The 13182-nt window shown below is 60.8% G+C and carries 15 protein-coding genes and 1 pseudogene; 8 read left to right on the forward strand and 8 right to left on the reverse strand.

The genetic code is table 11. The features are described from left to right. Positions 1 to 1038, forward strand: a 1038-nt coding sequence (locus ACTCHC_RS10785; RefSeq protein ID WP_463022499.1) for a DNA translocase FtsK, incomplete at its 5' end; no start/stop codon positions are given. Between the two features lie 62 nt (positions 1039 to 1100). Next, entirely contained in the window at positions 1101 to 1712 is a 612-nt protein-coding gene (locus ACTCHC_RS10790; RefSeq protein WP_463022500.1) for a LolA family protein, read from the forward strand. Positions 1713 to 1725: 13 nt separating this feature from the next. Here the strand turns inward: ACTCHC_RS10790 and ACTCHC_RS10795 are convergent, their stop codons facing one another. Then, the gene (locus ACTCHC_RS10795; RefSeq protein ID WP_463022501.1) at positions 1726 to 2301 is read right to left on the reverse strand and encodes a transglycosylase SLT domain-containing protein; all 576 of its coding nucleotides are present in this window, start codon (positions 2299 to 2301) and stop codon (positions 1726 to 1728) included. A 214-nt stretch (positions 2302 to 2515) separates the two neighbouring features. Here ACTCHC_RS10795 and hspQ point away from each other — a divergent pair, with 214 nt between their 5' ends. After that, entirely contained in the window at positions 2516 to 2842 is a 327-nt protein-coding gene (gene hspQ, locus ACTCHC_RS10800) for a heat shock protein HspQ (protein ID WP_463022513.1), read from the forward strand. Positions 2843 to 3185: 343 nt separating this feature from the next. On the opposite strand, the gene ACTCHC_RS10805 is transcribed toward hspQ, so the two are convergent. Both ACTCHC_RS10805 and ACTCHC_RS10810 read right to left on the reverse strand, forming a co-directional pair. Beyond that, a complete protein-coding gene (locus tag ACTCHC_RS10805) occupies positions 3186 to 3647 on the reverse strand; it encodes an ATP-binding protein (protein WP_463022502.1) in 462 nt (153 codons plus the stop codon). Then, the gene (locus ACTCHC_RS10810; protein WP_463022503.1) at positions 3647 to 3991 is read right to left on the reverse strand and encodes an STAS domain-containing protein; all 345 of its coding nucleotides are present in this window, start codon (positions 3989 to 3991) and stop codon (positions 3647 to 3649) included. Before ACTCHC_RS10810 ends, ACTCHC_RS10805 begins: the two co-directional genes overlap by 1 nt. A 99-nt stretch (positions 3992 to 4090) precedes the next feature. Here ACTCHC_RS10810 and ACTCHC_RS10815 point away from each other — a divergent pair, with 99 nt between their 5' ends. Both ACTCHC_RS10815 and ACTCHC_RS10820 read left to right on the forward strand, forming a co-directional pair. Beyond that, positions 4091 to 4738 (forward strand): RluA family pseudouridine synthase, encoded by a 648-nt coding sequence (locus ACTCHC_RS10815; RefSeq protein WP_463022504.1) that lies wholly within the window; start codon positions 4091 to 4093, stop codon positions 4736 to 4738. A 104-nt stretch (positions 4739 to 4842) separates the two neighbouring features. Then, positions 4843 to 5496 carry a peroxiredoxin gene (locus ACTCHC_RS10820; protein WP_463022505.1) on the forward strand — a complete coding sequence of 218 codons (654 nt, stop codon included), beginning with the start codon at positions 4843 to 4845 and terminating at the stop codon, positions 5494 to 5496. Between the two features lie 10 nt (positions 5497 to 5506). Here the strand turns inward: ACTCHC_RS10820 and ACTCHC_RS10825 are convergent, their stop codons facing one another. From ACTCHC_RS10825 to dapB, 5 genes are all read right to left on the reverse strand, one after another. Continuing rightward, positions 5507 to 7054, reverse strand: a complete 1548-nt coding sequence (locus ACTCHC_RS10825; RefSeq protein ID WP_463022506.1) for an FkbM family methyltransferase — start codon at positions 7052 to 7054, stop codon at positions 5507 to 5509. Beyond that, entirely contained in the window at positions 7047 to 7907 is an 861-nt protein-coding gene (locus ACTCHC_RS10830) for a glycosyltransferase family 2 protein (protein WP_463022507.1), read from the reverse strand. The genes ACTCHC_RS10825 and ACTCHC_RS10830 overlap by 8 nt, the downstream gene beginning before the upstream one ends. A gap of 77 nt (positions 7908 to 7984) precedes the next feature. Continuing rightward, entirely contained in the window at positions 7985 to 10114 is a 2130-nt protein-coding gene (pnp, locus tag ACTCHC_RS10835) for a polyribonucleotide nucleotidyltransferase (protein ID WP_463022508.1), read from the reverse strand. A gap of 180 nt (positions 10115 to 10294) precedes the next feature. Continuing rightward, a complete protein-coding gene (rpsO, locus tag ACTCHC_RS10840) occupies positions 10295 to 10564 on the reverse strand; it encodes a 30S ribosomal protein S15 (RefSeq protein WP_463022509.1) in 270 nt (89 codons plus the stop codon). A gap of 194 nt (positions 10565 to 10758) precedes the next feature. Further along, a complete protein-coding gene (dapB, locus tag ACTCHC_RS10845; protein ID WP_463022510.1) occupies positions 10759 to 11568 on the reverse strand; it encodes a 4-hydroxy-tetrahydrodipicolinate reductase in 810 nt (269 codons plus the stop codon). Positions 11569 to 11666: 98 nt separating this feature from the next. Between dapB and rbfA the strand changes: the two genes are divergently transcribed. The 3 genes and pseudogenes from rbfA to ACTCHC_RS10860 form a co-directional block, all read left to right on the forward strand. Further along, on the forward strand, positions 11667 to 12092 hold the full coding sequence (gene rbfA / locus ACTCHC_RS10850; protein ID WP_463022511.1) for a 30S ribosome-binding factor RbfA: 426 nt from the start codon (positions 11667 to 11669) through the stop codon (positions 12090 to 12092). Beyond that, positions 12076 to 12822 (forward strand): phosphodiester glycosidase family protein, encoded by a 747-nt coding sequence (locus ACTCHC_RS10855; protein ID WP_463022512.1) that lies wholly within the window; start codon positions 12076 to 12078, stop codon positions 12820 to 12822. The genes rbfA and ACTCHC_RS10855 overlap by 17 nt, the downstream gene beginning before the upstream one ends. A gap of 54 nt (positions 12823 to 12876) precedes the next feature. Next, a pseudogene (locus ACTCHC_RS10860) lies at positions 12877 to 13182 on the forward strand (tRNA pseudouridine(55) synthase TruB); the annotation flags it as partial.

Consider the following 13182-nt stretch of genomic DNA (forward strand, 5'->3'; position numbering starts at 1 on the left):
GGCAAGTCGGTCGCAATCAACACGATGATCCTGTCGCTGCTTTACCGGTTCCGGCCGGACGAATGCCGGTTGATCATGGTCGATCCGAAGATGCTGGAGCTTTCCGTCTATGACGGCATCCCGCATCTCTTGACCCCTGTCGTTACCGATCCGAAGAAGGCCGTGATGGCGCTGAAATGGGCGGTCCGCGAGATGGAGGATCGCTATCGCAAGATGAGCCGCCTCGGCGTGCGCAATATCGACGGCTATAACGGCCGGGTGGCCGATGCGCTGGCCAAGGGCGAGATGTTCAGCCGCACCGTGCAAACCGGGTTTGACGACGATACCGGCGAACCGGTTTTCGAGACCGAGGAATTCGCACCTGAAAAGATGCCCTATATCGTGGTCATCGTCGATGAGATGGCCGACCTGATGATGGTTGCCGGCAAGGAAATCGAGGCCTGCATCCAGCGTCTGGCGCAGATGGCGCGGGCTTCAGGCATTCATCTTATCATGGCCACCCAGCGCCCGTCGGTCGATGTGATCACCGGCACGATCAAGGCGAACTTTCCGACCCGTATCAGTTTCCAGGTCACGTCGAAAATCGACAGCCGCACCATTCTGGGTGAAATGGGTGCCGAACAGCTGCTGGGCATGGGCGATATGCTGTATATGGCAGGCGGCAGCCGCATCACCCGCGTGCACGGCCCCTTTGTCAGCGATGAAGAGGTCGAGGAGATTGTGACCTATCTGAAATCCTTTGGTCCGCCCGAATATATGGGCAGCGTTCTGGAAGGCCCTGATGAAGATCGCGAAGGCGATATCGACGCGGTGCTGGGCCTGAGCAGCGGCAACGATCTGGACGACGCGATGTATGACACCGCCGTGGCCATCGTTTTGAAAGACCGCAAATGTTCGACCTCATACATTCAGCGCAAGCTGGCCATCGGCTATAACAAAGCCGCGCGGCTGGTCGAGCAGATGGAGGAACAAGGCGTGGTCAGTGCGGCCAACCATGTGGGTAAACGCGAGATTCTGGTGCCCGAGAGTCACGGCTGACCTCTCTCAAACGTGAGAGGTTGGCACGTGCAAAACGGTCGTGCTGCGATTAGATGGAAGTCATGAAAACATTTCGCTTTGCATTGGCCACGGCTTTCGTTGCTCTCTCCGCGCTGCCGGCCCTGGCCGAGAAGATCTCTCTTGCGGATCTGTCTGCCTATTTCAACGGCATCACCACGGCGCAGGCCGGGTTTGAACAGCTTAACGGTGACGGATCGCGTTCGACGGGGACACTGTATCTGAACCGCCCTGGCCGGATGCGGTTTGAATATGATGCGCCGAATGACGCGCTGGTTCTGGCCGGTGGGGGGGCCGTGGCGATATTCGACAACAAGTCGAATCAGCCGCCCGAACAATATCCGCTCAAGCGCACTCCGCTTAACCTGATCCTGGAACGAAATGTCGATTTGACCAAGGCCCGGATGGTGGTGTCGCATACCAGCAGCGGCGACACGACGACCGTTGTTGCGCAAGACCCCGAAAACCCGGATTACGGCACGATCAGCCTGATCTTTTCCAACAATCCGGTGCGGTTGCGGGGATGGGTGGTGACAGATGGCGGGGGCGGCAGCACGCGCGTGACGCTGAGCGATCTGACCCAGAACATTGCGTTGCGCGCATCCCTGTTCAACATCGAACAGGAAACGATGATGCGCACCCGGTCAAACCGCTAGGCAATCTGCCGCCCTAGCGGCAGCTGCGCAACTGATAGTAATATAGGTCGGCCCGCTGGGCCACCTCGCCTGAAACGCGCAGCAGCCAACTTTTGCTGTTGTGCGAGCCGCGTGCATAGCCGGTTCGACCTTCGTGATAGGCCAGATACTGATTGCGCGCGTCATTCAGCGGTATGCCCAGTTTTTGCGTCGTCCCACTCATATACCAGCCTATGAAATCAACGGCATCGTCGATCCGGTCGCGTTGCGCGCTCCGGCGGCCGGTTTGATCACGGTATTCATCCCATGTGCCGTCCAGCGCCTGCGCATAGCCATAGGCCGAGCTTTGCCGCCCCATCGGGATAACCCCCAGCACAAAATTGACAGGGGTGCGGGCATCGCCATCGAATTTGCTTTCCTGATAGATCGTTGCCATCTGCACCGACACCGGCACACCCCAACGCCGTTCGGTGCGTTGCATCGCACGCAGATATTGCGGGCGCTGGTCCACGATGCTGCATGCATCATCCAGATTGCGTGGCGGCGTGTTATAGCCCCCGCCGCATCCGGCAAGAACCAGCAACAGGGCCACGCGAAGAAGTCTGCTCATCGGCCTCTCGCATTCTGTTTTCTTGTTTTCAGGCAGATTACGCAAAAATCACGCCCGTTGAAACGACAAAGGCGTGAAATTCATTGAAATCGCCGCGATACGGTCAATTTGATTCCACTTGACATATCCACAGACTGTTTCCCGTCCCGCCCGGCGCTGCGGATGGACAATCCCCCCCCGGGGCAGGTATGAACAACATGTGGGGATATACATGATGTTAAAGTCACAGGCGAAATATCATCTTGGTCAGGTTGTGCGGCATCGCAAGCACCCGTTTCGCGGGGTGGTTTTCGATGTCGATGCAATGTTTTCGAATACGCAGGAATGGTATGATGCCATCCCTGAAGAAAGCCGTCCGCCCAAGGATCAGCCCTTTTATCACCTGTTGGCTGAAAACGATCAAAGCTATTATGTCGCCTATGTGTCAGAGCAAAATCTTCTGCCCGATGAAACCGGCGAACCGGTTGACCATCCGGACCTGTCCGATCTTTTTGGCGATTTCGAAGACGGGCATTACCCGCTGCAGTTTCAACTGAACTGAGCCATCGACGTTTGCGCGCCTTGGGAAGACCGCTGCCTTGGCGTGTTGTCACTGTTGTGCTGGCGCAAAGCGATGCAGGCGCTATTGCCTCTTTCCTCCGAAATGAGGGCATCGGACGAAAGAGGCAAAGAGAGCGAACTGCACTCGAAACATGTGGATCAGATGCATAAGACCTCGACGCCGCGCACTGGGTGGGGGCTGTTAACGCCGCGCCGAGGGAAGCCATATGCAGCTACAGTGCCGATATGCCCTGCCATTCGGGCCGCGATGTGATCGAAATGCGGCACTTTCACGGCGGCAGATCAGATTCGTGTTCTTTCCAGCGTTTTCAGAACTATTTGCGTCAGAACAGGGAAAATCGCAGATGGTTGATTCCATCACAGCGGCAATAACACAGATCCCGGGCGATTTGCGCGATCAGGAATCGGCCGAATCCTCCTTCGGGCAGCAATTCAGGTGCAGGGCCGCTTTCACAATCGGCCATTGGCAACGCACCTTCGGGAATCCGGCGCCCGCCGTCACGGATCGTGAAACGCGGCACGGAGTGCGACAGGTCCAGCTGCAGTTCCACCCAGCCTGGCGGCAAACCGGCATAGCCATGTTCGGCGATGTTGTTCAACACTTCGGCCAAAACGATCTCGGCCGTTCCACAGCAATCGGAAGACAGGCCAGAGTTGCGCAGCGTGTCGATGGTTCGGCACAAGGCGGCGCGAACCTGCAGCGGTTCGGCGGCGAATTGCAGGCACAGCGCCGCAGGCATCCTGGCCGCGCTTCCGTCGCAACAGCCATTTGCTGCCGCCCCCATCATGCAGCATCTTCGCCAGGGGCAAAGGCCGCATCGACACAGGGATGAATGGCAAAGACCGTGTCCATTCGTGTCAGACGGAACACCTTGGCGACTGTCGGTGTCAGCCCGGCCAGTTCAAGCCTGCGATCGGCCCCGACCAGTTTCAGGCTGGCCACCACGGCCCCCAGACCGCTGCTGTCCAGAAAGTCGACTTGTGACAGATCCAGCACAACCCTTGGCTGCGCCGTGGCGACCAGATCGCGGATCTTGTCCTTGAACTGAATCGCCACGGCGGCGTCTATCCGGCTTTCGTTGACGGAAATCACCAGAACATCATTCCTGTCTTCGGCTGTCAGGTTCATCGCAGTCTCCTGTTTGCTTGCCGCGACCGTAGGAGCGATTCGTTACCATTCGGTTTGCGGGGGCTGGTCGGGCGCCACTTGCTGGGCTAGAGCGACGCCATGTTCACCGAATACGCCCCGCCCGACACCCCGCTGACGATCCTGCATCAGGATCAAGACCTGCTGATCGCCGACAAACCCGCCGGATTGCTGTCAGTGCCCGGGCGCGGCGATCATCTGGCCGATTGCCTTTTGTCGCGGGTTCAGGGCGCATTTCCCGATGCCCTGCTGGTGCACCGGCTGGATCGCGATACATCTGGCATCATGGTCTTTGCGCTGACGCCCGCCGCGCAGCGCCACCTGGGCCAGCAATTTGAAACCCGTCAGGTGAAAAAGACCTATGTCGCGCGGGTCTGGGGACATCTGGCACCGGCAAAGGGCACGGTCGATCTGCCCCTGATCGTTGACTGGCCAAACCGCCCCTTGCAGAAGGTTGACCACGAAACCGGGCGCCCGGCGCTGACCGACTGGCGTGTCGTGCGCCGTGAAGAACAAACCACGCGCGTGCGACTGTATCCCAAGACCGGGCGCAGCCATCAGTTGCGGGTGCACATGCTGGCGCTGGGGCATCCCATTCTGGGTGATCCGTTCTATGCCAGCGGCCCGGCGCGCGATGCACCGCGCCTGATGCTGCACGCCGAAAACCTGCGCCTGCGCCACCCCGATGGCGGGCGCGGCATGTCGTTCAGTGCGAAATCCCCGTTCTAGCCTTGGCGCCGGACGCGACAACAGGTCACGCAGGGGCTGTAAACTGGCGCATGAAAGAGTATTTAGGGTGTGAGTAAAATTCACCTGACGAAAGGATCATGCCCATGGCACTGCGCATCAATGACATCGCACCGGATTTCACGGCCGATACCTCAGTCGGTCCGATCAGCTTTCATGACTGGATCGGCGACAGCTATGCCATCCTGTTTTCGCATCCCAAGGATTTCACCCCGGTCTGCACGACCGAATTCGGGGCCGTTGCCCAACTGGCCGGTGAATTCGCCAAACGCAACACCAAGGTGATCGGCATTTCCGTTGACGGCGTGACAGAACACATGGCCTGGAAAAAAGACATCGAAAGTTTCGCCGGCGCGCCGGCCACCTTTCCGATCATCGCCGATGACGGCCTGAAAGTGGCCAAGCTGTATGACATGCTGCCCGCCGACGCCTATCTGCCCGACGGCCGCACACCTGCCGATTCTCAAACCGTGCGCACGACCTTTATCATCAGCCCGGACAAGAAGGTTCAGCTGATGCTGATCTATCCGATGACCGTCGGCCGCAACTTTGACGAGATCCTGCGCGCGCTGGATGCCATTCAGGCCGGCGCGAAAAATCCGATCGCCACACCGGCAAACTGGAAGCCGGGCGACGATGTGATCGTGAAAACATCTGTCAGCACCGCCGATGCGCGCGTGAAATTCGGTGAGGTCAACGAGATCTTCCCCTATCTGCGCACCATCAAGGCGCCGAAATAGGCAGCCCGGATCAGCGCGGCGCCTGGGTCGCGGCCACGACCAGTTCGCGCTGATCCACCACCTGCAAACCGGCTGCCGTGAACAAATTCATCACCCGGCTAACGGATGCTCCGGCATCGATGAACATGGGCGGGTGCAGTTCCATCACCACACAGGCGCAGCGCGCCAGCGCCGCCGCATCGTTTTCCAGCAGCGACAACTCTGCCCCTTCGATATCGCAGACCAGGCTAAAGGCGCCGGTGATCCCGTATTCCGCCAACAGCCCCGACAGGGTGACGGCGGGCACTTCGGTCATCGTGCCACCACTGCTGCTGTCCCCGGCGACATGGGAATTGTGGATGCCTTCGGTCACTTCGAACTGCACCGTCGGGCTGTCGCCATATGCAAGGGCGGCGTTGATCACATGCGTCGCATCCGCCTGCCCCGCCAGGGCGGCATTGTTGCGGCAGATATCAATCAGGGCGGGGTTCGCCTCGACAATGATCTGGGGCACACCGGGTGCCAGTTTTTGCCGGATCGCATGGCTGACAATGCCGTAAGATCCGCCCAGTTCGATCACCGGCAGATCGGCAGGCAGATATTGCGCCACCAGCGCCCGTTCCGGCCCCTCATAGGTTCCGCGCAACAGCGCCTTGCGCGGCTGCGGCGGCGCGCCTGCCGGAATCGTCAGCGTGGCCCCGTCGATGTCATAGCGCGGGCCCTTGATCCGGTCACGCAGGTCCAGCGCCAGTTTGCGCCGCGCGAAATCGAACCGTTTCAGCCGGTGCAACGGTTTGGCGCCCTTGTCCAGCTCGTACCCGGTTTTCCATTTACGGAACGTGCTTTCCAGATCCTTGCCGCCCAGCGCGACCTTGGTGACCGGCGTGCGCACCGAACGGTGCCGCAACGCGCGCGCATATTTGGCCTGAAACGCATTCAGCGCGTCCAAAAAGCCGTGATCGATCTTGCCATGGCCCAGATGTTCCAGATGAAAATCAATGGCCCATGCGCTGAACCCGCGCAGTTGCGCCTGTATCACCAGATCGGTGCCATAGAAATGAAACCCCGCCAGATCATGCGAAAACCCGACCATCGCATCGCGCCGCACCAACAGGAAATTTTCATCCAGGCTGTCGACCGGCGCAGGCAGATCGCCCACCCGCGCATTGATGCCATAGCGATGCGTGATGCGCATGTGTTTGCGGCGCTTTGCATCATATCCGGCATTGCCTGCCACGGCCCAGTCGGGCGCGCGCGTGTCCAGATCGGCAAGACAGGCGTCCAGCGTGGCCCGCCCGTCGATCGCAAGCACATCCTGATGGCACAGGATCACATATTGCCCACGGGCCTGCGCAATCAGATGGTTCAGGCCCCGATACCCGTCGAACCGATTTTGTGCGGAATTGTCCAGATACAGAAATTCGCAATCATCAGGCCCGAACCCCGCCGCGACGAATGACGCCACCATATCCGCATATTGCCCCCGGTTTGTCACAAGCGTGCATAGCGAATAGCGGATCGGGGCGGCAGGATCGGCGCTGACCTCTGTTACATAGGCGGGCAGGGTTTTGTCATTCATACTCGTTATCCTTCATCCCTTTTTTTCGCATCGACCAGGCCCCCGCCAGCCGTCCGGTGCCTTCGGCCCGGTGCACGGCCGATGTCAGACTGCGGCGCGATATCAGAAAGTTCAGCGCGTTTCGCAACCCGCGCCACAGCGGCATCCGGTTGCCATGTTTGCGCGCAGCATAGACGCGCGAGCGGCCCCAGTGATAGCCTTTGAACCGGGCCATTTGTGGCGTCGTCGGGCTGGATGCCCCGCCGATATGCAACACTTCGGCCTGCGGAATGAACCAAAGCGGGCCAATCTCGCGCGACAGGCGCAGCGTCAGGTCATCGTCTTCGTAATACAGGAACATTGCCGGATCAAAACCGCCAACCCGTTCAAACGCAGCCCGCGACACCAGCAACGCCGCCCCCGACAGCACAGGCACCTGCGTGTCATGCACCGGCACCGATTTGGGCAGGCTGGGCGTGCCGGTCCCGACCCGGGTGCGGCGGCGATAGCTGCGCTTGCCGGTTTCACTGACCAGACAGGCCCCGAACGCCCCCGCGCCGGGATGGCGATCAACCGCATCGACCAGCGCTGCCAGTGTATCTTCCCGCAGTCGCGCATCAGGGTTCAGGAACAGAAAATAGCTGCCGCGCGCCTGCGACGCACCCAGATTGCATCCCCCGCCAAACCCAAGGTTTTCGCCGGGCACCACAACCCGACCACCCCAATCTGTGACCAGCGCGCGCATCCCGTCATCAGGGCCATTATCGACAATCACCACGTCCTGACCGGCCGGCAGACTGGCCAGCATCCCCGGCAGCGCATCTGCACTGTTATAGGCAACAGAGATCACCGAGATATCAGCGGCATGGGTCATGGATACAGCGTTTGACCGAAAAAAGGCCCCGACGCAATGCCGGGGCCTTTTGGGTATTACTGGTCTGGAAGAACCGCCTATTCAGCGTTCTCGGCGGCTTTTTCGACACCGGTTTCCTGATCGATCATCTTCATCGACAGGCGGACCTTGCCGCGATCGTCAAAGCCCAGAAGTTTCACATAGACTTCCTGACCTTCCTTCAGCGCATCCGACGGATGGTTCAGGCGCTCATTCCGGATCTGGCTGACATGAACCAGACCGTCGCGCTTGCCAAAGAAGTTCACGAAGGCACCGAAATCGACCAGTTTGACGACCTTGCCTTTGTAGATCTTGCCTTCTTCCGGCTCTGCCACGATCGAATAGATCATGTCATAGGCCTTCTGGATGGCTTCGGCGCTGGACGAGGCGATCTTGATCACGCCATCGTCGTTGATATCGACCTTGGCGCCGGATACCTCGACAATCTCGCGGATCACCTTGCCGCCCGAACCGATCACTTCACGGATCTTGTCGGTGGGCACGGTCATGGTCTCGATGCGCGGGGCATGGGCCGAGAACGATCCGGCCTCGGTCAGGGCCTTGGCCATCTCACCCAGGATGTGCAGACGACCGGCCTTGGCCTGCGCCAGGGCTTTTTCCATGATCTGCGAGGTGATGCCCGCAACCTTGATGTCCATCTGCAAGGACGTGATGCCGTTTTCGGTGCCCGCGACCTTGAAATCCATGTCGCCCAGATGGTCTTCGTCGCCCAGAATGTCGGTCAGAACGGCGAATTTGCCGTCTTCTTCCAGGATCAGACCCATTGCCACACCGGCAACCGGTGCTTTCAACGGCACGCCCGCATCCATCATCGACAGCGACCCGCCGCAGACCGAAGCCATGGAGCTGGAGCCGTTCGATTCAGTGATCTCGGACACGACGCGGATCGTATAGGGGAAATCGGTCGCCGCAGGCAGAACCGCCTGCAACGCGCGCCAGGCCAATTTGCCATGGCCGATCTCGCGGCGGCCGGGCGACCCCACACGGCCAACCTCGCCCACCGAATAGGGGGGGAAGTTGTAATGCAGCAGGAAGTTCGATTTGAAATTGCCATGCAGCGCGTCGATGAACTGTTCATCATCGCCAGTGCCCAGCGTGGTCACGACCAGGCCCTGGGTTTCACCACGGGTGAACAGCGCCGATCCATGCGTGCGCGGCAGCAGGCCGGTTTCGCAGATGATCGGGCGCACGGTATCCAGTGCACGGCCATCAATCCGCTTGCCATTGGCAACGACATCGCCGCGCAGAACGGCGCTTTCCAGCTTTTTCAGGGCCGAACCCAGATTGGCATCGGCCAGTTCTTCTTCGGACAGGCCCGCCTTGGCGGTTTCCTTGGCAGCGGCCACGGCGGCGGTGCGTTCCTGTTTGTCGGTGATCGCATAGGCGGCGCGCATGGCAGCCTCGCCCGACGCCTTGATCTTGGCATAGAGGTCCGAATAATCCGGCGGGGTGAAGTCGAACGGCTCTTTCGCCGCCGATTCCGCCAGGGCGATGATCAGGTCGATCACCGGCTGGATCTGCTGATGGGCAAAGTTCACTGCGCCCAGCATCTCGGCCTCGGACAGTTCATAGGCTTCGGATTCAACCATCATCACGGCGTCTTTGGTGCCGGCCACGACCAGATCCAGACGCTGTTCGGGGTTGTTGCGCAGGTTCTGCATGTCGTCGACCGACGGGTTCAGCACATATTCGCCACCCACGAAGCCGACCCGGCACCCGGCGATCGGGCCCATGAAGGGCGCGCCGGAAATCGTCAGCGCGGCGCTGGCGGCGATCATCGCCACGACATCGGGGTCGTTGACCAGATCATGGCTCAGAACAGTGCACATCACCAGGACCTCGTTCTTGAAGCCGGGGACGAACAGCGGACGGATCGGACGGTCGATCAGACGCGACGTCAGCGTTTCTTTTTCGGTCGGGCGCGCCTCGCGCTTGAAGAAACCGCCCGGAACCTTGCCGGCGGCATAGTATTTTTCCTGATAATGCACGGTCAGCGGGAAAAAGTCCTGTCCCGGCTTGGGCGCGCGCGCATAGGTCACGTTGGCCATGACGCTGGTCTCGCCCAAAGTGGCGATAACCGAACCGTCGGCCTGACGGGCAATCTTGCCCGTTTCCAGTGTCAGGGTCTCGTCCCCCCACTGCATCGATTTTTTCGTTACGTTAAACATCTCGTTTCCTATCCTGGGGGCGGGACCCTCCCGCTTCCCCGTTTGCATACGGGGCCGCTTGCCCCGTGGCTCTGTCGTTGTGACCGGCCCCCGAGCCTTTGGGGCGGTCTGCGGTTGAATGCCCCGGAACCGGTCCGGAACAGAAAAAAGACGCGCCTTTGTGGGGCGCGTCCTGTTGGCTTAGCGGCGGATGCCCAGGCGCTGGATCAACGCAGTATAGCGCGCCTCTTCCTTGCGCTTGAGGTAATCCAGCAGCTTGCGGCGCTGGGCCACCATCATCAAAAGCCCACGACGGGAATGGTTGTCTTTCTTGTGGGTCTTGAAATGTTCGGTCAGCGTGGAAATGCGCGAGGTCAGGATCGCGACCTGGACTTCGGGCGAACCGGTGTCGCCTTCCTTGGTGGCGTATTCCTTGACCAGACGGCTCTTTTCTTCTGCCGTAATCGACATCGGGGTCTCCTTTGTTCAAAGGGGTTATGGCACAGGCCGGGATGTCGTCCAGCATGGCCCTTGGAGGTATCTGCCAGATCAAATCAAAGACCGGACGGATGCGCGCGTATAGGGGATTTTTTCGGGAAAGGAAAGGGGCAAGGCATCTATCGGCCCGACGGGGCAGACCGGCTGGCGCGCGGTCCCGAACAGCGTCAGAACCCCAGAACATCCGCCATCGAATATTCGCCCGGCGCCCTGTCCTGCCCCCAAAGCGCGGCCTTCAATGCACCGCGTGCAAATATGGCGCGATCTGTTGCCACATGGCGCAGGATCACGCGCTCGCCCGCGCCCGCGAACAGCACGTCATGCTCGCCCACGATATCGCCGCCCCGGATCGCGCTGTATCCGATATGGCCACGGGCGCGCGGGCCGGTGATACCGTCGCGGGCGCGGTCGGTCATTTCGCCGTGATTGATGCCGCGCCCCTGTGCGGCGGCCTGGCCCAGCATCAGGGCGGTCCCCGACGGGGCATCGACCTTGTGGCGGTGATGGGCCTCGATCACCTCGATGTCGTAATCCGCGTCCAGCGCGGCGGCGACCTTTCTGGTGATCTCGACCAGCAGGTTCACGCCTAGGCTCATATTGCCGGCGCGCACGATCACCGCGTGATGTGCAGCCAGCGCGATCTTGTGCAGGTCGGCCTCGGTCAACCCGGTGGTGCCGATCACATGCACCGCGCGGGCCTGCGCGGCCAGGGCGGCAAATTCGACCGTTGCCGCTGGCGTGGTGAAATCAATGACGGCCTGCGCGCGGGCCATGGCCGCAAGCGGGTCATCGGTGATCGTGACGCCCAGCGCCCCGCCGCCGATCAGATCGCCGGCATCGCGGCCGATCCATTCGCTGCCGCGACGTTCAACCGCGCCCACCAGCCGCGCGGCGTCGCTTTCAGTGACAGTGCGGATCAGCATCCGCCCCATCCGGCCGCTTGCGCCTGCGATCACGATCCCCGGTGTGTCGGTCATGTCCCGTCTCCTTTGTCTTGCGGCAAGGTGTAGCTCAGCCGTGCAGTCTTGGCAAAGCCCCGCTTGCAGGGCGGGCCGCCTTGTCCTAGATGATCGTCATGGCCAGCAATCTCTTTTCTTCGGGCTCGGGCCCTTCGCAACGCCAGCTTCGTGTGGGCGAACTGATCCGGCGCACCCTGTCGGATGTGCTGGCGCGGGGTGATATCCACGATCCTGACCTGAACCGGATGTCTATCACCGTGGGCGAGGTGCGCACATCGCCTGATTTGCGGATCGCGACGGCCTTCGTTCTGCCGCTGGGTGGGCAAGGCGCGGAAGAGGCGCTGTCGGCGCTGCGCCGCAACCGGTACGAATTGCGCCGGGCGGTATCAAAGGCGCTGACCCTGAAATTTTCGCCAGAGATCCGGTTCCAGATTGATGAAACCTTTGACCGGATGGACGACACACGCCGCCTGTTTTCACAGGATGCGGTGCGGCGCGATATCGAGGGTGCCACGGATGACCCTGATGAAGACAGCGATTAGGGCCGCCGTTTGCGGTTTTGGTTTGCTGCTGTTGCCAATGACAGGCCAGGCCGCGTGCCTGAAGCAAAGCTTTGACCAGAAGACCTATACGGTATGCCGCGCCGATCCGGTAAAAGACCGGATCCGGCTGTTCCGTATGGATGATGCGGGCGAACTGATCGGCAGTTTCGGGCGATTGCGCGATCTGCTGGCGCGTCAAGGCGAAAACCTGATCTTTGCGATGAATGCGGGCATGTATCATCCCGATCGCAGCCCGGTCGGGCTGTATGTCGAGGATGGCGAACAACAGCGCGGCGCGGTTGCAGGCGCCAGTGCGGGCAATTTCGGCATGTTGCCCAATGGCATCTTGTGCCTGACCGACGGGGGCGCACAGATCGTTGAAACGCGCGCCTTCATCGACGGCGGAATGCAATGCCGCGACGCCACCCAATCGGGGCCGATGCTGGTGATCGGAGGCAAGCTGCATCCGCGGTTTCTGCCTGACAGCACGTCACGCCATATCCGCAATGGTGTCGGTATTTCACCCGATGGCACGGTCGTGTTTGCCATTTCCGACGATCCGGTGACGTTCCACGAATTCGGCCGCCTGTTTCGTGATGCGCTGGGCACGCCCGACGCGCTGTATCTGGATGGCAGCATCTCGCGGCTATACGCCCCGGAACTTGGGCGCGCGGATCTGGGCCTGCCGATGGGCCCCATCGTTGCCGTGCTCGGCGCGCCGGACCGTTGACGCAGCCGCCGCGCTTGGCTAGCTACGCGCCTTCGAACAGGAAAGGGAATGCAGATGGGCCGGCGCAAGGGACGCGACATTTCGGGCTGGCTGATCGTGGACAAGCCTGCCGGTATTTCGTCGAATGCCGTGGTGAACAAGGTTCGCTGGGCATTCGACGCGAAAAAGGCAGGTCATGCCGGCACGCTCGACCCCGAGGCCACCGGGGTTCTGGCCGTCGCCCTGGGCGAGGCGACCAAGACCGTGCCCTATATCACCGATGCGCTGAAAGCCTATCGCTTTACGGTCCGGCTGGGGCAGGCCACAAACACAGATGATGCCGAAGGCGAAGTGACCGCCCAAAACGACACCCGGCCCACG

It is taken from the genome of Actibacterium sp., from assembly GCF_055134745.1.

What these genes read in the sequence shown, in the direction of transcription:
- ACTCHC_RS10790 (WP_463022500.1), top strand. Translation starts at nt 1,101, where the DNA reads ATGAAAACATTTCGCTTTGCATTGGCCACGGCTTTCGTTGCTCTCTCC.
- hspQ (WP_463022513.1), top strand. Translation starts at nt 2,516, where the DNA reads ATGTTAAAGTCACAGGCGAAATATCATCTTGGTCAGGTTGTGCGGCAT.
- rbfA (WP_463022511.1), top strand. Translation starts at nt 11,667, where the DNA reads ATGGCCAGCAATCTCTTTTCTTCGGGCTCGGGCCCTTCGCAACGCCAG.
- ACTCHC_RS10855 (WP_463022512.1), top strand. Translation starts at nt 12,076, where the DNA reads ATGAAGACAGCGATTAGGGCCGCCGTTTGCGGTTTTGGTTTGCTGCTG.
- rpsO (WP_463022509.1), bottom strand. Translation starts at nt 10,564, where the DNA reads ATGTCGATTACGGCAGAAGAAAAGAGCCGTCTGGTCAAGGAATACGCC.
- ACTCHC_RS10810 (WP_463022503.1), bottom strand. Translation starts at nt 3,991, where the DNA reads ATGAACCTGACAGCCGAAGACAGGAATGATGTTCTGGTGATTTCCGTC.
- ACTCHC_RS10805 (WP_463022502.1), bottom strand. Translation starts at nt 3,647, where the DNA reads ATGGGGGCGGCAGCAAATGGCTGTTGCGACGGAAGCGCGGCCAGGATG.
- ACTCHC_RS10795 (WP_463022501.1), bottom strand. Translation starts at nt 2,301, where the DNA reads ATGAGCAGACTTCTTCGCGTGGCCCTGTTGCTGGTTCTTGCCGGATGC.
- pnp (WP_463022508.1), bottom strand. Translation starts at nt 10,114, where the DNA reads ATGTTTAACGTAACGAAAAAATCGATGCAGTGGGGGGACGAGACCCTG.
- ACTCHC_RS10820 (WP_463022505.1), top strand. Translation starts at nt 4,843, where the DNA reads ATGGCACTGCGCATCAATGACATCGCACCGGATTTCACGGCCGATACC.
- ACTCHC_RS10830 (WP_463022507.1), bottom strand. Translation starts at nt 7,907, where the DNA reads ATGACCCATGCCGCTGATATCTCGGTGATCTCTGTTGCCTATAACAGT.
- ACTCHC_RS10815 (WP_463022504.1), top strand. Translation starts at nt 4,091, where the DNA reads ATGTTCACCGAATACGCCCCGCCCGACACCCCGCTGACGATCCTGCAT.
- ACTCHC_RS10825 (WP_463022506.1), bottom strand. Translation starts at nt 7,054, where the DNA reads ATGAATGACAAAACCCTGCCCGCCTATGTAACAGAGGTCAGCGCCGAT.
- dapB (WP_463022510.1), bottom strand. Translation starts at nt 11,568, where the DNA reads ATGACCGACACACCGGGGATCGTGATCGCAGGCGCAAGCGGCCGGATG.